The organism is Streptomyces sp. NPDC051555, from assembly GCF_044454405.1.
Taxonomy (GTDB): domain Bacteria; phylum Actinomycetota; class Actinomycetes; order Streptomycetales; family Streptomycetaceae; genus Streptomyces.
This window is the reverse complement of the sequence record NZ_JBITDP010000040.1, coordinates 20,763-44,370: the sequence shown is the minus strand read 5'-3', so window position 1 is coordinate 44,370 and position 23,608 is coordinate 20,763. Positions and strand designations below refer to the sequence as shown.

Annotated in this window: 16 protein-coding genes; 5 read left to right on the top strand and 11 right to left on the bottom strand. The window is 72.6% G+C overall.

Features of this window, described 5'->3' with window-relative positions:
* Positions 1–172 precede the first annotated feature (172 nt).
* The 6 genes from ACIBEA_RS41085 to ACIBEA_RS41060 all read right to left on the bottom strand — a co-directional run bounded on the left by ACIBEA_RS41085 (position 173) and on the right by ACIBEA_RS41060 (position 9,868).
* Entirely contained in the window at positions 173–2,260 is a 2,088-nt protein-coding gene (locus tag ACIBEA_RS41085) for a condensation domain-containing protein (protein WP_399269032.1), read from the bottom strand.
* Between the two features lie 262 nt (positions 2,261–2,522).
* The gene (locus tag ACIBEA_RS41080) at positions 2,523–3,482 is read right to left on the bottom strand and encodes a 4'-phosphopantetheinyl transferase family protein (RefSeq protein ID WP_399269030.1); all 960 of its coding nucleotides are present in this window, start codon (positions 3,480–3,482) and stop codon (positions 2,523–2,525) included.
* On the bottom strand, positions 3,479–4,933 hold the full coding sequence (locus ACIBEA_RS41075; protein WP_399269027.1) for a hypothetical protein: 1,455 nt from the start codon (positions 4,931–4,933) through the stop codon (positions 3,479–3,481). The genes ACIBEA_RS41080 and ACIBEA_RS41075 overlap by 4 nt, the downstream gene beginning before the upstream one ends.
* A 137-nt stretch (positions 4,934–5,070) precedes the next feature.
* Positions 5,071–6,033, bottom strand: coding sequence for an SRPBCC family protein (locus ACIBEA_RS41070; RefSeq protein WP_399269025.1), 963 nt, complete (start codon positions 6,031–6,033; stop codon positions 5,071–5,073).
* Between the two features lie 93 nt (positions 6,034–6,126).
* Positions 6,127–7,347 carry a helix-turn-helix domain-containing protein gene (locus ACIBEA_RS41065; RefSeq protein ID WP_399269023.1) on the bottom strand — a complete coding sequence of 407 codons (1,221 nt, stop codon included), beginning with the start codon at positions 7,345–7,347 and terminating at the stop codon, positions 6,127–6,129.
* Positions 7,348–8,020: 673 nt separating this feature from the next.
* Entirely contained in the window at positions 8,021–9,868 is a 1,848-nt protein-coding gene (locus ACIBEA_RS41060; protein ID WP_399269021.1) for an FAD-dependent monooxygenase, read from the bottom strand.
* A gap of 271 nt (positions 9,869–10,139) precedes the next feature.
* On the opposite strand from ACIBEA_RS41060, the gene ACIBEA_RS41055 reads away from it, so the two are divergent.
* Complete coding sequence (locus ACIBEA_RS41055; protein ID WP_399269019.1) at positions 10,140–13,187, top strand: Tn3 family transposase; 3,048 nt, start codon at positions 10,140–10,142, stop codon at positions 13,185–13,187.
* A gap of 219 nt (positions 13,188–13,406) precedes the next feature.
* On the opposite strand, the gene ACIBEA_RS41050 is transcribed toward ACIBEA_RS41055, so the two are convergent.
* Positions 13,407–14,618, bottom strand: coding sequence for a S8 family serine peptidase (locus ACIBEA_RS41050; RefSeq protein ID WP_399269017.1), 1,212 nt, complete (start codon positions 14,616–14,618; stop codon positions 13,407–13,409).
* A 470-nt stretch (positions 14,619–15,088) separates the two neighbouring features.
* Between ACIBEA_RS41050 and ACIBEA_RS41045 the strand changes: the two genes are divergently transcribed.
* From ACIBEA_RS41045 to ACIBEA_RS41035, 3 genes are all read left to right on the top strand, one after another.
* Positions 15,089–16,801, top strand: a complete 1,713-nt coding sequence (locus ACIBEA_RS41045) for a hypothetical protein (protein WP_399269015.1) — start codon at positions 15,089–15,091, stop codon at positions 16,799–16,801.
* Positions 16,802–17,024: 223 nt separating this feature from the next.
* Complete coding sequence (locus tag ACIBEA_RS41040; protein ID WP_399269013.1) at positions 17,025–17,714, top strand: recombinase family protein; 690 nt, start codon at positions 17,025–17,027, stop codon at positions 17,712–17,714.
* Positions 17,715–17,839: 125 nt separating this feature from the next.
* A complete protein-coding gene (locus ACIBEA_RS41035; protein WP_399269011.1) occupies positions 17,840–18,397 on the top strand; it encodes a flavoprotein in 558 nt (185 codons plus the stop codon).
* Positions 18,398–18,416: 19 nt separating this feature from the next.
* Here the strand turns inward: ACIBEA_RS41035 and ACIBEA_RS41030 are convergent, their stop codons facing one another.
* From ACIBEA_RS41030 to ACIBEA_RS41015, 4 genes are all read right to left on the bottom strand, one after another.
* Positions 18,417–18,941 carry a DinB family protein gene (locus ACIBEA_RS41030; protein WP_399269009.1) on the bottom strand — a complete coding sequence of 175 codons (525 nt, stop codon included), beginning with the start codon at positions 18,939–18,941 and terminating at the stop codon, positions 18,417–18,419.
* Between the two features lie 111 nt (positions 18,942–19,052).
* The gene (locus ACIBEA_RS41025; protein WP_399269007.1) at positions 19,053–20,180 is read right to left on the bottom strand and encodes an NAD-dependent epimerase/dehydratase family protein; all 1,128 of its coding nucleotides are present in this window, start codon (positions 20,178–20,180) and stop codon (positions 19,053–19,055) included.
* Positions 20,181–20,331: 151 nt separating this feature from the next.
* Positions 20,332–21,552 (bottom strand): epoxide hydrolase family protein, encoded by a 1,221-nt coding sequence (locus tag ACIBEA_RS41020; protein WP_399269005.1) that lies wholly within the window; start codon positions 21,550–21,552, stop codon positions 20,332–20,334.
* A gap of 93 nt (positions 21,553–21,645) precedes the next feature.
* Positions 21,646–22,500, bottom strand: a complete 855-nt coding sequence (locus ACIBEA_RS41015) for a BTAD domain-containing putative transcriptional regulator (protein ID WP_399269003.1) — start codon at positions 22,498–22,500, stop codon at positions 21,646–21,648.
* A gap of 210 nt (positions 22,501–22,710) precedes the next feature.
* On the opposite strand from ACIBEA_RS41015, the gene ACIBEA_RS41010 reads away from it, so the two are divergent.
* A complete protein-coding gene (locus ACIBEA_RS41010; protein ID WP_399269001.1) occupies positions 22,711–23,583 on the top strand; it encodes a BTAD domain-containing putative transcriptional regulator in 873 nt (290 codons plus the stop codon).
* Positions 23,584–23,608 lie beyond the last annotated feature (25 nt).

Below are 23,608 nucleotides of genomic sequence, written 5' to 3'. Positions count from 1 at the left end.
GCCGCCTAGCGGCTCACGCCGACCCACCTGACCCCCCCGCCCCCCCCCCCCGCGCCCCCCCCCCCCCCGCCCCCCCCGCCCCGCCCGGCGCCGCCCCCCCCCCCCCCCGGAGGGACCAGCCGCCCGCGGCACCCACACCCGCACCCCCACCCCCACCCCCACCGGCGAAGCCCTACCGCACCGGCACCGAAACCCCCTCCAACGCCCGCACCAACGCATCGGCCGTAGCCTCCGCCCCCGCAACCCCCGTCATCACCACCGTCACCGAAGGAACCACCGGCCCCGCCACCAACGCCCCCGCCAACGCCTGCGCCACCCCCGCCCCCGGCCCACACCCGCACAGGAACAACCGGCGCCCAGGAACCAGCACCCCGTCCAACACGGACGGCACCACACCCACACCCACACCCACACCCACACCCACACCCCCCAACCCCCCCGAACCCCCCACACCCGGCGCCCACAACGCGACCACCGTCTCCGGCCCCCGATGCCGCCGCGCGAACAGCTCGTACGCCCCCGCCACAACCCCCGGCACGGCCACCAGGCAGATCACGTCCGCCCCGACCCCGCCCACCCGCAGCGTGCGTACGGTCACCCGCCGGGGCAGCGGCGGATGCGGCGCCACGGACGGCACCTCGACGTGCGCCAGCAGGGCCAACGCCTGGCCCACCGTCGTCCCCGCGTCCGGCATCTGCGCCAGCGCCCGCAACAGCCCCAGGCACTGCCCGAGCGCCGCCGACGCGTCCTCGTCGGCCACGCTCGCCCGGTCGTACACCGCGCTGAGGGCCAGCCCCCCGCCCCGCTCGTGCCGCGCGTTGAGCGTGATCGGCAGGCTGCTACCACCGGCCACGGTCCGCGGCTCGTCCACCTCGATCCCCGCCGCCTCCAGCTCGGCCCGTACGCCCGGCGGGAGTTCGGGCCGGTGGTCGAAGGACACGACGGTGTCGGTCAGCCGTTCGCCGTCACCGCGCCCGATCCACGCCCGGATCCGGTCCCCGGACACCCACGGGTACGCCGCCAGGTCGAGCAGCGCGTCCCGCACCTGCTGGAGCAGCTCGGCCAGCGGGGCCGCCGGGTCCACCCGCACCGTCATCGGCAGCGGATGCCCGAGCACCCCCGGAATCCCCGCGGCCCCCGGCAGCGCGATGTCCCGGGGCCCGAGCTGCACGCCGAAGCTCACCCGCAGCGGCCCCGCCGCCCCCGCCGCCCGGTACAGCAGCAGCGCCCACACCACGTGCAGCGCGCTGCTCTCCCCGGCCCCGCGGGCCGCGGCCCAGGAGCGCAGTCCGGAGCTGTACGGCTCGACCAGCCGCCTGCGCTGGCGTCCCGAGCCGCTCTGCCGGGTGTCGGCACCCCGCCGACCCACCGCGGTCGCGGCATGGAGCGGGGGACCGGTCCGCGTCCACAGCTCGCGCGCACCCTCGCTGTGCTGCCGGGCCAGCCAGTCGGCGTGGTCGCGCAGGTCCGGGCGGCGCTCCCCGCCGGGCAGCACCCCGCCGGCCAGGTAGGCCCGGTAGAACTCGCGCAGCAGGAGGTGCACCCCGCGCTCGTCGAGCAGTGCCCGGTGGTAGGTCAGCAGGACCCGTACGGGCTCCGCGGGCCGCCCGTGCAGCAGGGTCAGCCGCAGCAGTGGCGGCCGGTCCAGGGCGAAGGCGTGCAGCCGGTCGGCCGCGAGCAGTTCGGGCCAGCCGGTCTCCCCGTACGCGCGGTGGACCACGTCGACGTCGGCGCGCGGGTGCAGCACGAGCCGGGCCACCACCGTCCAGTCGAAGGCGGCCCGCAGCACCACCTCCCGGTCGGCCACCGACTGCCAGGCCGCGGCGAAGCGCGCCGGGTCGAGGGGCCCGGACCAGTTCCAGTGGAGCTGCTCGATGTGCCGGTCGGGGCCGCCGTGCCGGGTGACCGCCTCCCGCAGCAGGTCCCGCTGGTGGCCGACCAGCGTGACCGGTTCGCCGGCCCCCGCACGCGGGCCGAGCAGATCGGCGAGCAGCTCGGCACCCGGCCCGCCCCCGGCGTCCCCGGACGCACCCGCCCCGGGGACCAGTCGCAGTGTGTGCCGCCCCGGCCCGTGGCACTCCAGCGTGACCTGGAACTCCCGGTGGCGCCCCGCGATCCGTGCGGCGAAGAGTTCGGCGTCGGCGTCGTCGCGCAGTCCGCGCACGCCGAAGACCAGCGCGCGACCGGGCGTACGGCGCCCCGCCTCGCACACCACGGCGAGGACCGGCCCCGGGCTCCTCGGGCCCGATGCGCCGGTCATCCCCGTCCCGGCCTTCCCCCGGCCGCCACCGGGAGCTGGAGGAAGCCCGGCCTATCCGACCCGACCGGCACGACGGCCCCCGACCCGGACGCGACACGGCACGGCCACGGCAGTAGGCACGGACATCAACATCGGAATCGTCATCGACATCGGAGTCGGCATCGGCATCGGCATCGGCATCGGGCTCGGACTGTGCGTGGGCTGCGCTGCGGCGAGTCCCCTTGCCTTCACGGCGTACGCCTTCCCTTGGCCCGGCCGGAGGTTACCGGTCCAAAAAGCGTAGTAGGCCCGTCGGTTCGGGGACCCTTTCCTCAAGTGGCCCTGCAGCGTGCCGCGAACCGGAGTCCGCCGGCGCCGCCACGGGCACCGCCCCCGCCCGCTCCCGCCGATGCGCCTCGCTGACCAGATAGCGGCCCTGGACCAGATGCGTGGCGAAGGTCCACCGCTCCTGCGGGTCCCCGTCCCCGGTGCCCCCAGCACCCCCGGCACCCCCCGACACGTCGACCAGCACGGCCCGCGCCGCACGACCGCCCGCCCCGGGCACCCCGGGCCCCATCGGCTCGATCGCGAAGCCGAAGCCCGCGAAGCTCCGCCGCATCCCGTGCCCGAGCGCCTTCGTGTACGCCTCCTTCAGCGTCCACAGCCGCAGCATCCGGGCCCTGCGCTCCTCTTCGGGCAGCAGGGCCAGCTCCGCGTCCTCCGCCGGGGTGCACACGTGCTCGCGCAGCAGCTCGAAGGAGATGTCCCGCGCCGCGGGTTCCGCGTCCACCCCGATCGGCCCGGTCCGGCTCACCCCGACCACGATCAGCTCGTCGGTGTGCGCCAGGCTCACCTCCAGTTCGCCACCGAGCCCGCGCAGCACGGGCCGACCGCCGGGCCGGTACCCGAGGTCGAGGGTGTCCACGGGCACGTTCAGGGCACTCGCGGCGGTGTACTTCATGACCAGCCGGGACACCGCGAAGCGCATCCGCCCCGCCGCGGTCGGCCCCTGCCGGTAGCGCGGCCAGTCGTGCCCCAGCAGCGGCCGCAGCGCCGGATCCAGCAGCGCGGCCGTCAGCCACTGGCCCCAGGTGGTGCAGACGACCGCCCGGCCCTCGTCGTCGAGCCGGTCGCCGAGCTCGTCCCACGGCCCGTCGGGCCCGGCGACCGCCAGCGGCGCGAACCCCGGCCCGTACTCCGCCTCCACCGCCCCTGCCCCCGCCCCCGCACCTGCCGCGTTCACCACAGCACCCGGGTCGCGTAGAGGTCGCAGTCGACGCCGAGCCGGTCGCGCCCGTCCAACTCCGCCCACACCCGCTGCTGCGCCTCGATGTCCGCGGGCCCGCCCGGGCCGCCGGGACCGATGCCGAGCCGGGCCGCGATCCGCGTGGCCGCGAGCAGCGGCCAGTGTTCGCCGCCCAGGAAGAGGCCCCGCCCCGCGGCGGCCCCCTGCACTCCCAGCACGGCGGCCGCCAGCAGCAGCATGGCCTGCCGGTCGGCCAGCGCCCGTACCGCCGGATCGGCGCGGCCCGCGTGCGCGGCGGCCAGGCCCGGCCCGTGCAGCGCGCGCTGCTCGCTCACCAGCCGGCCCGCCACCCGCGCCAGCGCCGCGGTGACCGCCTCGCCTCCCGCGACGGCGGTGGAGAGCCGGGCCGCGGCCCCGGTCAGCACGCCGACGAGGGTGTCGTCGCCCTCCGGCGCCGGGGGCACGCTCCGGACCGGCATGGCCTCGCCCAGCCGGAAGAGCACGGCGCCTGTGGTGTCCGACCGCCGTTCGAAGGCGCAGGCCAGTGCGGGCAGTTCCCGCACCAGGTCCGTCTGGTAGGCGCGGACGTCCGCCGGTCCGGCCCCGGACCGGGACGCGTCCGCCGCCAGTTTGGCCACCATCCGCCGCTCCAGGGAGTCGGCCGGCCGCCCGCATTCACCGAGTACGAGGTCCAGCTCGTCCAGCACCCCGCCGACCACCAGCACGGTCGCGTAGCCGACGGCCGCCCGCACGGCCCGCCCGCTCCCCTGCGGCAGCGCACTGGCCCGCAGGCTCACCGCCACCAGGGCCTCGCAGGCCAGCAGATCGGCGAAGGCGGCGGCCAGCGGGCCCCGCCACTGGCGGACCGTCGGTTCGGTCCGACCCCGCTCGGAGACCATCCGTACCGCCGCGCGCAGCACCGTACCCGTGGTGGCGATCAGCGCCGCCGGACCGAGCAGCGCGGCGAACTCGCCCGCCCGCTCCGGCACCGGCTCCTCCCGCTGCACCGCGTCGATCAGAGCCCGCGCGCCGTGGGCGTAGCCGAGCGCCAGGTCCCGGCGCAGCAGCGGGCGCAGCACGCGCACGAGGTCGTCGGCGGCGGTGAAGCGCCCGCCCCGCGCGGCCGGCACGAACTCGGCCCGCACGGCGGCCTCGACGGCGGTGCGCTGCACCCCGCCGACCCGGCCGCCGGTGCCCTCGCGCAGCGCGTGGAAGCCGTAGGGATTGGCCTCGTCGTAGGGGTCGGAGAGCAGCGCCTCCAGCCGTACCGCCCGCAGCGCGACGTCCACGGTGGGCGCGAGCGCGGCGTAGGGGTGCGCGAGCGCGAAGTGCCGCGCCCGCAGCGGCCGGTCGACGATCGGCCCGACCTGCCCGACCTGCCCGGCCGGCTCGACTTCCGGGAGGACGACCGCACGCTCCTGCACGGGACCGGACCGGATGAGCGCCATCGAACTGCTCCTTGTCGTCGACGAGGTCGTGACCCTCGGGATCATCGGGATCATCGGAATCTCGGAATCATCGAAAGGCGGTCGGGAAGGCGGCGGCAGCCCCTCATCGCGGGCGATGGGTCATCTCGCACGATCCGTCACCGCAGCCTGCGCACGGCGCTCTGCGCGTGCCACTTGGCCAGTCCGAGCACCTCTTCGCTCGCCCGCCCCAGCCAACCGCGCACGTACCTGCGGGCCTCGGCGAGGCTCGTCCCCTCGCCCAGCACCCGCCCGACGGCCTCCTCGCTCAGCATCACCTGCTGCGCGCAGACCACGCGGAGCCCGTCCTCGTCGGGCACCAGGGACCATTCGCCGCTGTGCGCGGCGATCAGTTCGGGGGTGACCAGTTCCTTGTAGACGATCCGCCCGGCCGAGGGGAAGCACAGCCGCACCGCCCGCGTGGACACCGTCCGTCCGCCCGGCGCGGCGCAGGTGTCCACGACCGCCACCTGTACGCCCGGCACGTCCTCGATGACGCTGGACCACTCCACGTGCGGGACGGATTCGCTCCAGTCCCCGATCCGGTAGAGGAAGTCGTAGACCAGCTCGGCGGAGCCCTGGACGTGCACGCTGTCCTCGAAGGAGAACAACAGCCCGTCCATCCGCTCCCAGCGCTCGGCGGTCTCCTTGAGGTGGGCGAGCTGCGCGTCCAGTTCCGCCCGCCACTCCCGTTGGCTGCGCTCGCTCTCCGCGGCGGGCAGACCGATCAGGGTCCGGCGCTGGCTCAGGGTCACCAGCGAGCCGGTGTCGCCGTCCGGTTCGACGGTCCAGGTACCGGACACGGGCGCGCCCAGCCGGGCGGTGTCCTCCTGCTCGAAATCGACCGCGCGGGCGTGGGGGCGCAGCACTCGACGGACGTGGAAGGAGCGGACCCGGTCCCCGGCCACGTCCCACAGCCGCAGCCGTTCGTGTTCGCCGTCGAAGTCCATCCGCTCGACGTGGACGGGGGAGGGCAGCAGGAGGGGCCAGCGCACGGCATCGGCCAGCAGTCCGTAGACCACGCCGGCCGGGGCGGCCACCCACGCCGTCTGCTCGCTCGCGTGCACACGCTGCGACGACATGAACGCCCCTTTCACCTCTGCGGGTGCCCTCCAGGGTGCACGTCCCGACTCGAACCTCCCTCAAGCCGTTCGCCGCAGGTCACGGGGCACCGCTCAGGCGGAGGCGGACCGACTGCTCTCGGCCAGGGCGTCGGCCAGCATGCGCCAGATCTCGGCGGCCAGGTCGATGTTGGCGTCCTCCTGGGCCTGTTGGGCCAGGGCGCGCAGGCCCTGGATGCCGGCCGGGTCCCCGCCGAGGATCAGCAGCTGGTGGCGGAGCATCTCCAGTCGGACCTGGTCGCGGTACGTCATCCTCGGCGCGTCCCCGGCCAGTTCGCCGAGGAGGGCGCGCGCATCGTCGTAGCGGGCGGTGGCGAAGGCCAGATCGGCCTTGAGCGCGGTGAGGTCCTGGCGCAGCGCGGGCGTGCCGACGAAGGCGAGCGCGGCCTCCGCCTCGGCGGCCCGGCGCTGGGCCTGTTCGGGGTCGGCGGGCAGGCGTTGCAGGTGCAGCCGGGCGGCGGCCAGGCGGAGCCTGAGCCAGAGCACCAGGTCCTCCTGGCTGCTGAAGCGTTCGAGCGCCTGCTCCAGGCAGGCCTGCGCGCCGGGGTAGTCGCCCTGCCTCATCCGGACGGCGGCGGCCGTCCACATGGCTTCCGCCCACAGCGCGTCCGACCGTCCCTCGACCAGCGCGGTCAGCTCGTCCGCGTGCGCCCGGGCCTCGCCGATGCGACCCGCCTCGGCCTGTACGGAGATCAGCGCCAGCAGGGCGGTGGCCCGGTCCTCCACACCCAGGTCCTCGCCGAGCGCGAGCCGGTGCGCCTCGACGGCCGCGTCGAGGGCCGGGGTGATGTCACCGAGGGAACGCAAGCAGCGGGCGAGCCGGGTCAGCCCGCGCACGCGCAGCTCGGTGACACCGACCTCGTCGCCGAGCGCGACGAGCTGCCCGAGCCGTTCGCGTTCGGCCGCGTGGTCGCCCTGCAACCGGTCGGCCTGCGCGAGCAGCCACAGGGCCTGCCAGCGCAGTACGGGACTCTCGTGGGCCTCGGCGGCGAGGGCCTGGCGCAGCTCCTCGATGGCGTCGCTGGAGCCGGTGGACGCGGCGAGGGTGAGCGCGTGGGCCAGCGATCCGGTCGCGGGCTCCTCGAAGTCGGAGGGTTCCAGGCCGAGTCGGCCCGCGAGGTAGCTGACGGCCCGTTCGGTGGGCTGACGGGCACCGGACTCCAGCCGGGAGAGGTAACCGGTCGACATGCCCTCCCCCGCGAGCGCGGTCTGGGACAGGCCCCGGGCCATCCTCAACTTCTTCAGGCGGTGTCCGAACGCGGGCTGTCGCAGCATGAGCATCCCTGGGGTGAGCGGGGCAGGAGAGTCGCCGGGAGAACCGCACCGAGCGTAGGCCGCCTGGCAACACCCGGGCAAACCTTTGCCACGATCCGCCGCTCCCCCTCATCCCGCCCTCACCCACACCTCATCCCTTCCTCGAGCGCTCCTCCAGCAGATCGAGGCAGACTCTCCAGAACCCGGCCCCGCACCCGGCCGGGACCTGCTCTTTTCCGACGCCTGGGGGTCGACGATGAGGCCATCGGTGTGCGCACCACGCGCGGCAGTCCCGGCTGCCGCTTTCCCGCACATCGGAGACGACACCATCGACCCACCCCAAGACGCCCAATCGGACGAAGACATCGGCTGGCCCAAACGCTGACCCCCCACACACAAACCACCCCACCCCCACACAACCACCCCGCGCAGGCAAAGGCCCCGCCATCCCACCCCCGCGCAGACCCCGGCCCCACCACCCCAGCGGGCAAAGGCGACAGGGCCCCGCCACCCCCGCCCCGCCATCCAAGCCCCGCCGGCGCTTGAGGCACAGGCAACACAGCCACACCAACCCTCCCGAAGGCCACGCCCAGCCACTTCAGTCCCACGAAGGCACCCCGCCACCCCACCCCACCCCACCCCACCCCACCCCACCCCCGCGGAAGCGAAAGGCACACAAGCCACCCCCCACCCCTCAAGCACTCCCCGAGCCCCCCTGGACCCGCCCCCGACCCCCCACCCCACCCCCCATTGCCACCCGCACACCCACCCCGGCCAAAGCCACCGGCAAGCCCGCCACCCCCACCCCCAAGGGAGCCACCGCCGCCCCCAACGCCCCCTCCGTCAGCTCACCCCCACCCCCCGCCGCATAGCCGTCCGGCCGCACCAGGACCCACCCCCCGGCAGAGAGCCCCAGCGCCTGCCTCACCCGCCCACGCGGATCCACCAACGGCCTCGGCCCCGCCCCCACCCCGGACCCGGACCCGGACCCGGACCCGGAGCCGGAGCCACCAGACCCGAACCCACCCGCCCCCCGCGACCACCCCGCCCCGCCCCCCACGACCGTCCGCACCGACAACCACCCCGCATGCCGCGCCGCAGCCGCCCGAGCCACCTCCACCGCCTCGCCCGTACCCTCCGGCACGTACAGCAACGACCACCGCACGTCACGCAGTTCCCCCCGCAGCTCCTCCGCAACGACTCGCGGACCCCCCGCCAACCCCCCGGGCCGCCCCCCGTACGCCAACCCGAGCCCCGACATGTCGCCGAGCACCTTCCGCTGGATGACCCGGTGCAGCAGCCCGGTCCCCCGCACGACCCCCATGACGGCCGGCAGCGCCGCCCCCGCCATCGCGTTCGTGACCTGTGCCAGCACCCCCGTACGCTGCGCCGCCCCGAGCAGCGACCGCGCCACCGGCACCCGCTCCTCCTCGTACGTCCGCAGCAGCTCCGGCCCCGTCCAGTCCTGGTCGACCATGGCCAGCTTCCAGGCCAGGTTGTACGCGTCCTGCACACCGGTGTTCAGGCCGTGCCCGGACGCGGGACCGAAGACATGCGCCGCGTCCCCGGCGACGAAGCACCGACCCTCGCCCATCCGCGTGGCCACCGCCCCCCGGAAGGTGTGCACGGCACTCCAGAGCGGCACGCCCACCCGCACCTCGCGCCCCAACCCGGCCGACAACTTCGCCGAGAGCCGCAGTTCCACCGGACGCCCGTCCCCGACCACGTCGGCGGGCGACGAGTCCAGCAAACGCCAGTGCCCGACGCGCCGGTGGGGGATCAGCAGCAGCGCATGACCATCGACGTGCACCCAGTGCACGGTGTCCTGCGCCAACCCGACGAACCCACTCAACCCACCAGACGGGCCACCCCCACCCACCTCCACCACCGCATCCGCCAACTCCCAGACCTCGTCGACCCCCTCCACCCCCGGCAACCGCAGCCGCCCCCGGACCGTGCTGTCCGCCCCGTCGCACCCGACCAGCCACGGCACGGCGCAGGCCTCCCGCCGCCCGCCGGAGTGCTCCAGGTACGCCCGTACACCGTCCTCGTCCTGCTCGAAGGACGTCAGCCGCACGCCCCATTCCACCTGGACCCCGAGGCGGGCGGCGGCCTTGCGCAGGGCGGCCTCGATACGGGCCTGCTCGACGACGACGGTGAAGGGATACCGGGTGGGCGTCGAGCCGTAGTCGGCATCCAGCCGGACCGGCCGTCCACCACCCGCGGTCATCGTGAACGCCCGGTTGCGTCGGCCCTGTTCCAGTACCGGACCCACCACGCCCATCTGGTCGAGCACCTCCAGCGTCCGCGGATGCAAGGTGACGGCCCCGCGTCCGCGCCCCCCACCACCGACGCCACCCCCACGCCCACCACCGACGCCACCGCCACCGCCACCGCCACCGCCCGGCCGCCCGGGCCCGGCGCCCGCGTCGACCACCCGGACGCGCAGACCCCGGCGGGCCAGTTCGTGCGCGGCGGTCAGCCCGACCGGCCCGGCCCCGACGATCAGTACCCGTGCGCCGGTCCCACTCCTCCGCGGCATGGCGCCGCCCCCTCCCCGTGGGCCGTCAACCCGCCTCCGTGGGTACGGCGTACACGGCGTTCACGGCGTTCCATCCTCGGCAGCACCGCTCGCAGCCGCCCGGACACCCGCTGGAGGAGACGACCGGCGGAGGCCACGGAAGCAGGGGTGCCGGTAAGAACCGTGTCACCAGCCGCAAACGGCGGTGATCTTGTGAGGGCATCCCTCGTGCGGGTGAGCCCGAGGCTGTACGGCTGCGGAGTGTGAGCTCACGCGAGGACGATCTACGAACGTGGCCCGTACCCCGTTGGACCTGGATGAGCTGGTCGAGCACTGGACGCTGCTGAAGGACGAGCAGGTACTTGTGTCCGGCAAGCGCGGTGCGACACGGCTGGGCTTCGCCGTGCTGCTGAAGTTCTACACGCAGTACGGCCGGTTTCCCCGAGGCCGGGCGGAGCTGCGTGGCGAGGCCGTGGAGTTCGTGGCCCGGCAGGTGCAGGTTCCCGCGTCTGATCTGGGTTTCTACGAGTGGACGGGCCGTACGGTCGAGTACCACCGCGCGCAGATCCGGGGGCATCTCGGATTCCGTGAGTGCAGCGTCGCGGATGCGGAGAAGCTGGCGGCGTATCTGGCCGAGCACGTTGCGCACCAGGAGCGAAGGCCCGAGCAGGTCTGGGTGGAGTTGCTGGCTCGTTGCCGTGTCGAGAGCATTGAGCCGCCTACACCAGGGCGGTGCGACCGGATCGTGGCGGCTGCCCTGCGGGCGGCCGAGGAGGCGTTGACAGTACGGATCTCCTCGCGGCTGGCCGCGGAGAGCGTTGAGCGGATTACGGCTCTGGTGGCCGGCGGAACCGATCAGGATGACGAGGCCGGACCCGGTGAGGGAGGCATCGGGGGCGATGACGGGCCGCCGGTACTGGGGAAGATCAAGGAAGCGCCGGGCAATGTGAGCCTGGAGACGATGCTCACTGAGATCGACAAGCTCCTGGCGGTGCGGGCGATCGGCCTGCAGCCGGATCTGTTCATCGACGTGGCGCCGAAGGTGCTGGCCGGGTGGCGGGCGCGGGCCGCGGTGGAGTCGCCTTCCCATCTGCGGACCCACCCGGTGCCACTGCGGGTGACGCTGCTGGCCGCGCTCCTGCACGAACGGGAGCGGGAGATCACAGACACGCTGGTGGAGCTGCTGATCTCCACGGTGCACAGGATCGGGGCGCGGGCGGAGAAGAAGGTTACCGAGCAGCTGGTAAACGCGTTCAAGAAGGTCTCGGGCAAGGAGAACATCCTCTTCAAGCTCGCCGAGGCCTCGCTCGGCGCTCCGGAAGGGACAGTGCGGCAGGTCGTTTTCCCGGCGGTATCCGGGGGTGAGGCGACGCTGCGGGAGCTGGTGCACGAGTTCAAGACCCGAGGGCCGGTCTACCGGCGGACGGTGCAGACCACGTTGAAGGCGTCGTACACCAACCACTACCGGCGCGGACTGATCAAGCTGCTGGACGTGCTGGAGTTCCGCTCCAGCAATCACGCCCACCGCCCCGTGATCGAGGCCCTGGCACTGGTTGCCCGGTACGCGAGCGCCGGGAACACGACGTACTACCCGCTGGGCGAGACGGTGCCGGTCCACAAGGCGATGGGCGGGGACTGGGCGGAGGTGGTGCACCGTACCGACAAGCGGGGCCGGCGCCGCGTGGTGCGCATGGTCTACGAGGTCGTCGCCTTCCAGGCTCTGCGTGATCAGCTCAAGTGCAAGGAGATCTGGGTGGTCGGCGCCGACAGGTGGCGCAACCCGGATGACGACCTGCCGCAGGACTTCGAGGTCCGGCGGGCGGAGAACTACCGGGAGCTGCGCAAGCCGCTGGACGCCTCGGTGTTCATCGACGAGCTGCGCGGACAGATGACGGCCGAGCTGTCCCTGCTGAACGAGCAGATGCCCAAGCTGTCCTGGCTGGACATCGTCGAGCGGAAGTCCGGGGCGATCCGGCTCACGGCAGCCGAGGCCCAGCCCGAGCCGCGCAACCTGCGCCGGATCAAGGCCGAGGTACAGAAGCGTTGGGGCATCGTGCCGCTCGTCGACATGCTGAAGGAGGCGGTGCTGCGGACCGGCTGCCTGGACGCGGTCACCTCCGTCTCCGGCGGCGGCAGCCTCTCGGCGGAGGTGCTGGCGGAGCGCCTGCTGTTGGTCATCTACGGGTACGGCACGAACACCGGGATCAAGGCTGTCGCGTCCGGTGGCCATGGGCACACCGAGGACGAGCTGCGGTACGTGCGCCGGCGGTATCTGTCCGCCGAGGCCGCTCGCGCCATCGCCGTCCAGATCGCGAACGCCACTTTCGCCGCCCGCAGTACCGAGCTGTGGGGGCAGGGCTCGACCGCGGTCGCCTCCGACTCCACCCACGTCCGCGCCTGGGACCAGAACCTGTTCACGGAGTGGCATTCCCGCTACGGCGGCCGCGGGGTGCTCATCTACTGGCACGTGGAGAAGAAGTCCCTGGCCATCCACTCCCAGTTGATCAACTGCACCGCTTCCGAGGTCGCCGCGATGATCGAGGGCGCCATGCGGCACGGCACCACCATGGACGTGGAAGCCAACTACACAGACAGCCACGGCCAGTCGGAAATCGGGTTCGGCGTCACGAGACTGCTGAACTTCGACCTGTTGCCTCGGATCAAGCGGATCAACAAGGTCAAGCTGTACCGGCCGGTGCCCGGCGAAAGCGACGCCTACCCGCGGCTCACCCCGGCGCTGACCCGCCCGATCCGCTGGGAACTCATCACCCAGCAGTACGACCAGATGATCAAGTACGCCACCGCGATCCGTACGCGTACTGCCTCCACCGAGGCGATCCTGCGCCGCTTCACCCGCAACGCTTCCCACCCCACCTACGCGGCGATGCTGGAGGTCGGCCGCGCCCAGAAGACCATCTTCGTCGCCCGCTACCTGCGGCTGAGGGATCTCCAGCGGGAGATCGAGGAGGGCCTGAACGTGATGGAGTCCTCCAACGGCGCGAACGCCGTGATCGCCTACGGCAAGGGCGGGGAGATCAGCTCCAACCGGCGCGACGAGCAGGAGATGTTTGTGCTGTGCCTGCGGATCCTGCAGTCCGCCCTGGTCTACGTGAACACCCTGATGCTCCAGGATGTCCTGGACGAGCCGGAGTGGGCCGACCTGCTCACCCCCGCGGACCGGCGCGGCCTGACCCCGCTGTTCTGGTCCCACGTCCGCCCGTACGGCGAGGTCAACCTCGACATGGCCGTACGGCTGGACCTGACCGCGGCCACGGTGCCTGGCCCCCGCGGGGCGGGTGATGGGGAGTGGGATCAGGCCGGGGAACGCATGGACGTGTGAGGCCAGGCCCTGCCCCGTTGTGTGACCGACAGGCAGTCACTGCGCACGTGCCGCGCAACGCCCGCTGGACGGTGTCCTGCCCCGGGCTCTCTGCGGGGTGCGCCACTTCGCCTGCGGCCTCGGCGGTATGTGGCTCTGCGGCCTTCGGGAGCGCCCCGATGCCATCGGCGTCGAGGGACATCGGGGCGCTGATCCAGCCTGGAAAGTGGGGCGGGTGGGTTACAGGCCGCCGGTGAAGAGGAGCCTGTTGGGGCTGCTCTTGGCAGCGGACTTCACCACGTCCTTGGTGGAATTGTCGATGAGGAATTCGACGATTTCTTCCGGTTCGGCCTTGGGGTGGGCGGCCTTGTAGAGGGCGGCGACTCCGGCGACGTGGGGGGCGGCCATGGAGGTGCCGTCCAGGGAGATGGAGCCTCCGCCGAGCTTCGCGGAGAAGATGTCCTGGCCGGGGGCGTAGACGGAGAGGCACTCTCCGAAGTTGGAGAAGTCGGTCTCCTCGTCGTACTTGGTGGTTGCGCCGACCGTCAGTACCTTCGAGGCGGAGGCCGGGGAGATGCCGCAGGCGTCGACCGAGGAGTTGCCCGCGGCGATGACGGGCAGCACGCCCGCCTCGGTCACGGCGTTGGCGGCGAGGTTGACGGCGTCGGACTTCGGCCCGCCCAGGGAGCCGTTCATGACGGCGGGCTGCTTGGCGTTCTTGGCGACCCAGTCCAGACCGGCGATGATCCCCGACCACTCGCCCTTGCCCTCGCAGTTGAGGACGCGGACGCTGACCAGGTTCACCTTGCGTGCGACGCCATAGGTCTTGCCGCCGACGGTGCCGGCGACGTGGGTGCCGTGGCCCTGGCAGTCCTGGCCGTTTCGGCCGTCGTTGACGGCGTCGTAGCCGAAGGTGGCACGCGTGTTGTCGGGGCCGCCGAACTCCGTGTGGTTGTAGTCGATGCCCGAGTCGAGGATGTACGCGGTCACCCCGGCACCGTTGCCCTCGGTGGTGAAGCTGTTGTCGAGGGGCAGGTTCTTCTGATCGATGCGGTCCAGGCCCCAGGAGCTGGACGGTGCCCGGGTGCCGGCTGCGGAGGACCGGATGGGTACGGACTGGACCTTGGCGTCCTGCTCGACCGACTTCACCCCGAAGGCGTTGCGGACGATCGTCAGCTGGAGGGCGTCCATCGTGACCGCGAACCCGTTCAGGGCCTTGCTGTAGACGAACGTCGGCTTCAGCCCCAGCTTCTTCGCGGCCGCCGCCGGGTCCGCGACGGTCTTCTCCAGGGTCACGATGTACTTGCCCGGCACCGCGTTGGCGGAGGTGTACAGCGGTGCGGGGGTCGGCTCCGGTGCGGCGGTGGACTGGGAGGCGGTCGCCAGCGGGGCGGCCAGGGCCAGGGCCGCCGTCGCGGTGGCCGCGAGGACGAGCTTGCTGCGAGTGGTCATGCCCGGGACCACATCATGCAGAAACGATCACGCCCTACGACATTCCCGGTGATTTGCCGATTGCCTGAAGCACCATCCCGATGCGCTCCGCTAATCCAGATGATTCAGCTCCGGACCGGATTGGGGACCGGTAGCACGGAGTGGCTTCCCGCGATGCCTGCCCGGCTTGTGCACGGGCGACGCAACGGGCATGTTCCGGTCCGGCGGGGGCGATGCGGGCCGGGCACACTGCATCGGGCGATGAAGGTCCGGAGCACCACCATGGCCACCGGCCCTCGCCGCGGGCCCACCGGGCCAGGGCGCCGGGCTGCGCCAGGGGAGTGATGGTCCTCGCCCCTTCCGTGTCCCGCGGCCCGGGCGGGGGTTGGGGATCACGGTCTGTCCGGTCCTTGCCGGACCGGAGCAGCGGGCCTCGTGTGTCCGCCCGGGCCGGGCGGACCCCGACCGTGCGAACCTTGGGACAGGATGCCGTGACCGCGACCGAGATTCCCGAAGCCTTTCCCGAGACCGTCTGGGCGTCCAGGGGCTGGTTCGTGGGATCCGGCACGGCCGCCCTGGTGACTGCCCGCCTGACCGCGCTGCAAGCCGAGAACGTGATCGAGGCCTGGATCCGCACCGACAGCAGGGGCCATGGACAGGACACGGTGTTCGACGCACGGTGGCGTGCGGGCGGCAACGTGAAGGTACGGGCCCGTCTGATCCTCTCGGACGACCCGCAGGAGGGCGGATCCCTGTGGCAACTGACCGCGCGGGCCGAACGGGCGTGGGACTGGGCATGGCCCTCACCTCTGGCCCTGTTCACACCCGGCGACACGATGCCGGCCATCTCCGACCAGCCGCGCGGCGCCCTCTTCGGTGAGGTCTGCCAGCTGCCGCTGGACACCGCCCTGCGCGGGCACCTGCGGGAGGTGGCCCAATGCCCCTGGTCCATCGCCGTCCTGGTCCACGAGAGCCACCGGACCTATCCCGTCATGTCCTCGCTGGCAGCTCTGCCGCCCGGGCTGCTGGGCCGCGTACTGGAATACCGCGTCACCGGCAACCAGCGCCAAGCCGTCAACCGCTTCCTGCACCCCACCGGTGTGAAGCTGCCTCCCCGCGGCGCGGTGATCGTTCCCTCCCACCCGCCCCGGCCCGGCATCAGCCTCAAGGACCTGGAGGTCAGAGACGACGTGGCTGTGGACCCCGCCCCGCTCCTGGCCGCGGTCCTCCAGTACACGGCCGCCCCCTGGCCCGCTACCCCCACCGCGCTGGCTCTTGTCCAGGAACTACACGGCACCTGGGCCCTGGACACCGACACCGAACGCCTCGAACAAGCTACGGCCGCCCTCCAGAGGAAAGACCGACAGCTCAAGGCCCTCACCACCGACCGCGACACCTGGCGAAGCATCGCCACCACCCGTGAAACGAACCTGAAATACGCGGCCCTCGCCATACAGGACGCCGGCAGCCGGGAGCAGACAGCCCTCAAACGGCTCCGGGACACCGAACAGCGCCTCGCCGACCTGACGGCCGCCACCGGCGCCAGCGCACTGACGGCCGTCGCCGAAGCAGCCGAAAGGCGCCGCGGACAGGCGGAACAAGACGTCGAGGCCGCAGAGGAAATCCTCGACATGCAGAACACGGAAATCCTCCGCTTGCGCGCCCGGCTCGCCGCGGCCGGCACACCCGCCGCACCGCCCCTGCCGTCGGCCACGCCCCCAGTGCCAGGGAGCTGGGAGGAACTCGTCCACCAGGCACAGCGCGACCTCACCCGGATCGTTCTCGCCGACATCACCCACACCACGGCCCCCCTGCGAGGACACCCCCTGGAACAGGTGTGGATCCGCCGCACTTGGCAGACCCTGCGCACCCTGAACGCCTACGCCGAAGCCACCACCGAACACGGCCCCCAGCTGCTCCCCCACCTCGCCGCCTACCTGCGCTGGCCCGACGCGAGCGACCTCATCCCCGCCACCCGCCACGCACCCGGCGAATCCGAAAGCCTCACCACCAGCAGCCGTCTGCGCGCGACCCGCACCTTCCCCGTCCCCCGCACCATCGACCCGTCGGGCCGGATGTTCATGAGCGAACACATCCGCATCGGTTCCGGACGCCCCCCAGCCCCCCGCCTCCACCTCCACGACGACACCCACGGCCGCACCCGCCAGATCCACATCGGCTACATCGGCCCCCACCTCCCCTAGACATCGCTGAAGGCGTGCGGGCCCCACCGCATTCGGACACGACCGAGTGCGGGCCACCGCCGCGTACCCGAGGCTGGGTGTTCATCTATCAACCGATTGATGAGCAAGATCGGTAAGCGGCTGCATCTGGCCGGATCGGCGCCGGATCATGCTCATAAAACGGTGTCAGAAAGTCGATGTGCTCAAGAACTTGAGAGGCACCGTTTTCTGTACGATCTGGCGGGTGCAGCGACCCCAGGACGACGACACCGCAGATCTCCTTGCCCCCGTTCCGGCCGCACGGACCGGCGACCGCGTGGGATACGCACGCGTCTCCACCAAGGGACAGTTGCTCGACCGGCAGGTCCACGCACTCACGGAAGCCGGGTGCATCAGGATCTTCTCCGACAAGAAGTCCGGCAAGAACGCCGAACGCGAGGAACTGTGGAAGGCCCTCGACTTCCTGCGCGAGGGCGACACCCTCGTCGTTCCGTCGCTGGACCGGCTCGGCCGCTCCCTCCAGGACCTCATCGCGATCGTGTCCGGCCTGCGTAAGCGTGGAGTCGGCTTCACCTCGCTACACGAGGCGCTCGACACAACCACACCCGGCGGGCGCCTGGTCTTCCACGTGTTCGCGGCCCTCGCCGAGTTCATCCGCGAACTCATCGTGCAGGGCACCAATGAGGGCTTGGACGCCGCCCGCGCCCGCGGCGCCCGCCTCGGACGACCGCCGGCGATGACCGAGGAACAGGTACGTCACGCCCGCGATCTGCTCGCTCGCCCGGAGAACACGGTCACCTCGATCGCAAAGCTCCTCGGGGTCTCCCGCAACACCATCTACAACTACGTGCCCGAACTGAAGGGCGGCCGCCAGGCGCTCGCCGAGGCGACCACCACGGCCGAGCTGCCACGGCCGGCCAAGCCCAAGGACTGATCACCGCCGTTTGCGGCTGGTGACACGGTTCTTACCGGCACCCCAAGCAAGGCCGCAGGCCCCGACCCGACGTATCCACGGCACACGGGTGACTCACCAGCACAGACATGTGATCCCATGATCATATGAAGAGGACCCTTTATCTGCTCTGCTCCGCCGCCCCGCCCGTCTTCGACGTGGCCCACGTCATCGAGGACGCGCAGGCCCGCGGCTGGGACGTGTGCCTCGGTCTGACCCCCACCGCGGCGCACTGGGTGGCCGGGAGCCTCGACGGACTGGCGGCGCTGACCGGGCACGCCGTGCGCTGGCAGTACAAGCTGCCCGGCGAGCCGGACGTGTGGCCCGCCGCGGACGCCCTGCTCTTCGCCCCCGCCACCTTCAACTCGGTGAATTCCTGGGCCCTCGGCCTCACCGACCGCTTCGTGATCGGTTCGGCCGCGGAGGCCATCGGCAAGGGCACGCCCGTCGTGGCCATGCCGTGCGCGAACGCCGCCCTGGCGGCCCACCCGCAGTTCGACCAGAGCGTGGCCGTCCTGCGGGGGGCGGGCGTCGACTTCCTCTACGGGGAGGGCGGCTTCGTACCCGGCCCGGCGGGCCCGGACGCCCCCACCCACTTCCCGTGGGCCGCGGCCCTGGACGCGGTGGACCGCCGCGTCGCCACCGCGAGCGGCGGCGCGGTCTGACGTTCCCCGGGGCCGCCGTTCACTCCCCCGTCACGCCGTCGATCGCCTCGCGCAGCAGATCGGCATGGCCGTTGTGGCGGGCGTACTCCTCGATCATGTGGGTCAGGACGTAGTGCAGGGAGTAGATCTCGTCGATCTTGCGCTCCTCGTCCACGTACCGGCCGGTGACGTCGAGGGACTCGGCCCCGTCGACGATCGCCCGGGACAGCCCGCAGGTCCACTCCCACTTCTCGAAGGCCTCCTGCGGGTCGGCGTCCTCGACCTCCCACTCGGTCCACCGCCCGGCGGCGTCGCGCGGCCAGTACCCGTGCACGTCCTCGCCGTTGATGACGTTGCGGAACCAGCCCCGCTCGACCTCGGCCAGGTGGCGGACCAGTCCGAGCAGGGTGAGCCCGGTGGTCGGGATCGGTTTGCTGCGCAGTTGTTCGGCCGTCAGGCCCGTGCACTTCATCATCAAGGTGTCGCGCTGGAACTGGAGCGTGCTGGTGAGCGTGGCGCGTTCGTCGCCCACCTGGACCGGAAGGGTTCTCTGTTCGTCGAGCATCGGGCGATCATGCACACCACGCGCCCGCCCCCACCCGGGATTCCACGTACTGGACACGCACCGGACCACCTTCCGGACCGCCCTCACCGGCCGGACACCCACGGGTACGCCTCACCGGCGGGCACCCACCTCCGCCCCCGCCGGCACGGCCCGCCGCCCACCCCGCTGCCCGGGCACCAAACCGGCCAACAGCCCGGAACCTGCTCCCCAACCCACACCACCAGCACCAGCACCAGCCACATCCACCCCAGCCCCGGCCACAGCCTCAGCCACAGCCCCATCCCCAACCTCCGCCTCCGGCGCCGCCCCGCCCCGCGCCCGGTACCACGCGGCCGCCACCCCCAGCCTCCGCAGCGGCCCGGGCCCCGGGTCGACCCCGCCCAGTTCCCAGGCCATGTCGCTGCGGTACCACATGTCCCCGGCCAGCAGCGAGAACTGGCGCTCGCTCACCCACCCGGGCCGCGCCCGCAGCCCCGCCAGGCAGGCGTCCCACCCCAGCGAGCCGCCCGCTCCCGGCGCGTGCGCCAGCACCCCGTACTCCGCCAGGGCCCCCATCAGCGCCCCGTTGCGCACCGGCTCCGGGTGCCCCGCGTGCAGCACCCCGCCCGGCAGTGCCCGCGGGGTCACGGCGAGGGCGGCAACCAGACGTGCCAGGTCCATGACATCCACAAAGGAGGCGAGCCCGTTCCCCCCGGCCCAGCCGGCCGGCACCCGCCGGAAGGCGTCCACCAGCGCCGGCACGGCCCACCGGTCCCCGTACCCGGTCACCAGCGGAGCCCGCAGCACCGTGCCGCCCGCGGCGAGCACCGGCGCCTCCCCCGCGAGCCTGCTGCGACTGGCGGCCGATACCGGCGCGGGGTCCAACTCCCCCTCCCCCGCGCCGCGGTGCGGCCCGGTCCCGTACACCGCGCAGGTCGAGAGATGCACGATCCGCGGCACTCCGGCCCGGCGCGCCTCCGCCATCAGGGCCGACGTACCGCGGACGTTGACGTCGTCGCAGCGCCGTTCGTCCCCGCCGACGTACGAGGCGAGCGAGAGCAGGACCGAGGCCCCGTCGCACAGCCCACGCAAGGAACCGGGATCACCCAGGTCCCCGCACACCCCGCCGGCACCGGCGCCCGCCCGCCCGCCCGACACCCGTCGCTCCCGCGAGAGGACGCGCACCGGCACCCCCTCGCCGAGCAGTCTGCGCACCACCGCCGAGCCCACGAACCCGGTTCCCCCGCTGATCACGATCATCACGCCACCCCCGGCCGACTGCCCCACAGAAAAAAAGAGAACGCCCTTTATGTTATGAGGGCGTTCTCTCTTCGCGCAGGCGTTCGGCACGGTTTCCCGCACATCCCTACCCGGACGGCGCGGCCATCACCCGACGACCGTCACCCGTCCGTCACTCCCCCAGACACTCCCGCCCCAGCTCCCTCTCGCGCTCCCCCGCCCGCTCCCGCTCCCTCTCCCGGAAGAACGCACGCACGTCCCCCACCAACAACTCCGGCACCTCCATCGCGGCGAAGTGCCCGCCCCGGTCGTACGAGGTCCACCGCACGACGTTGTCGGTCCGTGCCGCGACGTGCCGCAGCGGGATGAAGTTGTCCTGCGGGAAGTCGGCGAGGGCCGTCGGCGTGGCCGACGGCTCCGGGGGCCCGCCGTAGTACGCCGCGTGCGCCCGCTCGTAGTAGATGCGCGCCGCCGACCCGGCCGTGCCGGTCAGCCAGTACAGCATCACGTTCGTCAGCACCTGGTCCCGGTCCACCGGGCACCGCGGATCGGTCCACTCCACGAACTTCTCGCCGATCCAGGCCAGGAGACCCACCGGCGAATCGTTCAGCCCGTACGCCAGGGTCTGCGGCCGGGTCGCCTGGATGTCCGCGTACCCCTGCCGCTCCCGCGCCCACACCCGGTAGCGCTCCCAGGAGGCCACCGTCCGCTCCCGCTCGGCCGGGCTCAGCTCCGCGAGTTCCGCCTCGCCCGGCGCGGCGACGGCGCCCGCCCCGGGCAGCAGGTTCAGGTGGACCCCGATGACCCGCTCCGGCCGGATCCGGCCCAGCTCCCGGGAGATCGCGGCCCCCCAGTCGCCGCCCTGCACCCCGTACGCCGGATACTCCAGCCGCTCCATCAGTTCGGCGAAGGCCCGCGCGACCCGCTTGAACTCCCACCCGGTATCGGTGGTGGGCCCGGAGAGGCCGAAGCCTGGGATGCTCGGAAGCACCAGGTGGAAGGCGTCGCGCGGATCCCCGCCGTGCGCCCGCGGATCGGTGAGCGGCCCTACGACCCGCTCGAACTCGACGATCGATCCCGGCCAGCCGTGGGTCATCAGCAGCGGGGTCGCGTCCGGCTCGGGCGAGCGCACATGGGCGAAGTGCACCTGCGCCCCGTCGATGACCGTGGTGAATTGCGGCCACTCGTTCAGCCGTGCCTCGGCCGCCCGCCAGTCGTAACCGTGGCGCCAGTGCCCGGCCAGCTCCCGCAGGTGGTCACCGGGAACGCCGTAGTCCCAGCCCACTCCGGACAGTTCGGAGGGCCACCGGGTCCGGTCCAACCGCTCCGCCAGGTCGTCCAGCTCCCGCTGCGGCACGTCGAGCCGGAAGGGGGCCACAAGATCATCGTCCATGGACCGGATGCTAGTGCGCCGGCGTGCCGGCGCCCCGGCGGCATCAAGCAACGCCAAACAGCATCAAATGGCGCCAAACGGCTTCAAACAGCATCAAGCGGCGTACAGATCGAAGGTCGACCCCCGCTTCGGCCCCGCCGCCACATCCAGCGCCGGATCCACCGTCAGCATCGCCTGGTGCAGCCGCTGCAACTGCGGCGAGGGCTCCACACCCAGGTCCTCGATCAGCCGGGTCCGCAGCCGCCGGTAGACGTCCAGCGCGCGCGCCTGCCGCCCCGACCGGTACAGCGCCACCATCGCCTGCGAGTGCAACCCCTCGTGCTGCGGGTGCCGGGCGATCATCTCCGCCAGCTCCGCGAGCAGTTCCCCGTGCCGCCCGAGCCGCAGGTCGACGTCGATCCGCCGCTCCATCGTGACCAGCCGGGACTCCTCCAGCCGCATCACCTCGATCTCCAGGATCGGTCCCACCCGTACGTCGACCAGGGCCGGCCCCTGCCACAGCGCCAATGCCTTGCGCAGCTGCGTCGCCGCGCCCTCGTCGTCCCCGGCCTCGAAGGACGCGTGGCCTCCGGCGACCAGGGTCTCGTACTCGAAGACGTCCAAGCACTCCGGCGGTATCTGGAGCAGGTACCCCCCGTGCCGCGTGGCCAGAATGTCCTTGGCACCGCCGCCCGCGCCGTCCAGTCCGCCCGGCTCCGCACCCGGCCCGCCCGGGCCCATCGCGGTGCCGAGTCTTCGGCGCAGCTGGAGTATGTAGGTCTGCAGCGTGGTCAGCGCACTCTGCGGCAGGTCCGTGCCCCAGATCTCCTCCATGAGGGTGGGCACCGGCATCACCCTGCCCGGATACAGCGCGAGGAGGGTCAGGATCTGCCGCGGCTTGCGCGCTGTCGGAACGATCGATCCCCCGTTGACCTCGGCACTCAACGGACCCAGAACCCGAAACTTCACGGTCTCCTCCGCACGTCGTCGAGCTACCTCGCTTTTCGGCCGTCCCCGGCCTTCGACTCACGAAAGATAGCCGGGCCCCACGCGATGTCACCGCATTCTCAAGTCCCTTTCGAGGCCACCTCCATGGGGCTTGACCGGCGCCCTTCCGACAGCTGCTAGATTCCGCTCGAAGGCGTACGAAATGACGTACGAAGGGGGATCGCCACCGTCATGGAATTCCTTCTCCTCGGTCCGGTCGAGGCACTCGATCCGCGTACGGGCGCCCGTAGCGCCCCCTCGGGAGCCAAACAGCGCGCCCTGCTCGGCGCGCTCGCCGTGCACCGCGGCCGGGTCCTCTCCGCGGACCGACTGATCGACGAGCTCTGGGGCGACGCGCCGCCCGCCGCCGCGGCCGGCGCGCTCCAGGCCCACATCGGCCGGCTGCGCCGCTCCCTGCACGCGGTCGACGGCCGCGACCACATCGCCACCGGACCAGCGGGCTACCGACTGCGCGGCACCGCGTGCGGAACGGACGCGGGCGCCTTCGAACGACTGTCGTCCGAAGGCCGCGCCGCCCTCCCCACCGATCCGGTACGCGCCGCCGACCTGCTCCGTCGCTCGCTCGCCCGGTGGCGCGGCGCGCCCCTGGAGGGTGCGTCGGGCGGCCGGCTCTGCGCGGCGGAGGCGGACCGCCTCGGGGAACTACGGCTGACCACCCAGGAAGCCCTGTACGAGGCCTGCCTGGCGGAGCCGCACGCCGACCCCCGGATCCTGGCCCGGGAACTGGAGCGCCTCACCGCCGACCACCCGACCCAGGAGCGCCTGTACGACCTCCTGATGGTGGCGCTGTGCCGCGGCGGCCGCCGCTCGGAGGCGCTGGGCGTCTACGAACGGGCGCGCCGACGGCTGCGCACCGAACTCGGTGTGGAACCGGGCCCCGCTCTGCGCGCCCGGGCCGCGGAAATCCTGGAGGACCCCGCGGAGAGCCCCGCCTCGGGAACAGCCGCGGCACTCCTCGACCTCGGCAGCGAAATATCCCGCCTGAGCGCCCGCGTGGACGAACTCACGCGCCGCCTGAATTCCGCTGGAGCACTCACCGGCTGACGCAAAGCAGCGGAAAGAAAGAACG

Bases quoted from the DNA above. Each gene is read 5' to 3' on its own strand.
- ACIBEA_RS41085 (WP_399269032.1), bottom strand. From the start codon at position 2,260: ATGACCGGCGCATCGGGCCCGAGGAGCCCGGGGCCGGTCCTCGCCGTG.
- ACIBEA_RS41075 (WP_399269027.1), bottom strand. From the start codon at position 4,933: ATGGCGCTCATCCGGTCCGGTCCCGTGCAGGAGCGTGCGGTCGTCCTC.
- ACIBEA_RS41070 (WP_399269025.1), bottom strand. From the start codon at position 6,033: ATGTCGTCGCAGCGTGTGCACGCGAGCGAGCAGACGGCGTGGGTGGCC.
- ACIBEA_RS41065 (WP_399269023.1), bottom strand. From the start codon at position 7,347: ATGCTGCGACAGCCCGCGTTCGGACACCGCCTGAAGAAGTTGAGGATG.
- ACIBEA_RS41060 (WP_399269021.1), bottom strand. From the start codon at position 9,868: ATGCCGCGGAGGAGTGGGACCGGCGCACGGGTACTGATCGTCGGGGCC.
- ACIBEA_RS41050 (WP_399269017.1), bottom strand. From the start codon at position 14,618: ATGACCACTCGCAGCAAGCTCGTCCTCGCGGCCACCGCGACGGCGGCC.
- ACIBEA_RS41035 (WP_399269011.1), top strand. From the start codon at position 17,840: ATGAAGAGGACCCTTTATCTGCTCTGCTCCGCCGCCCCGCCCGTCTTC.
- ACIBEA_RS41030 (WP_399269009.1), bottom strand. From the start codon at position 18,941: ATGCTCGACGAACAGAGAACCCTTCCGGTCCAGGTGGGCGACGAACGC.
- ACIBEA_RS41025 (WP_399269007.1), bottom strand. From the start codon at position 20,180: ATGATCGTGATCAGCGGGGGAACCGGGTTCGTGGGCTCGGCGGTGGTG.
- ACIBEA_RS41020 (WP_399269005.1), bottom strand. From the start codon at position 21,552: ATGGACGATGATCTTGTGGCCCCCTTCCGGCTCGACGTGCCGCAGCGG.
- ACIBEA_RS41010 (WP_399269001.1), top strand. From the start codon at position 22,711: ATGGAATTCCTTCTCCTCGGTCCGGTCGAGGCACTCGATCCGCGTACG.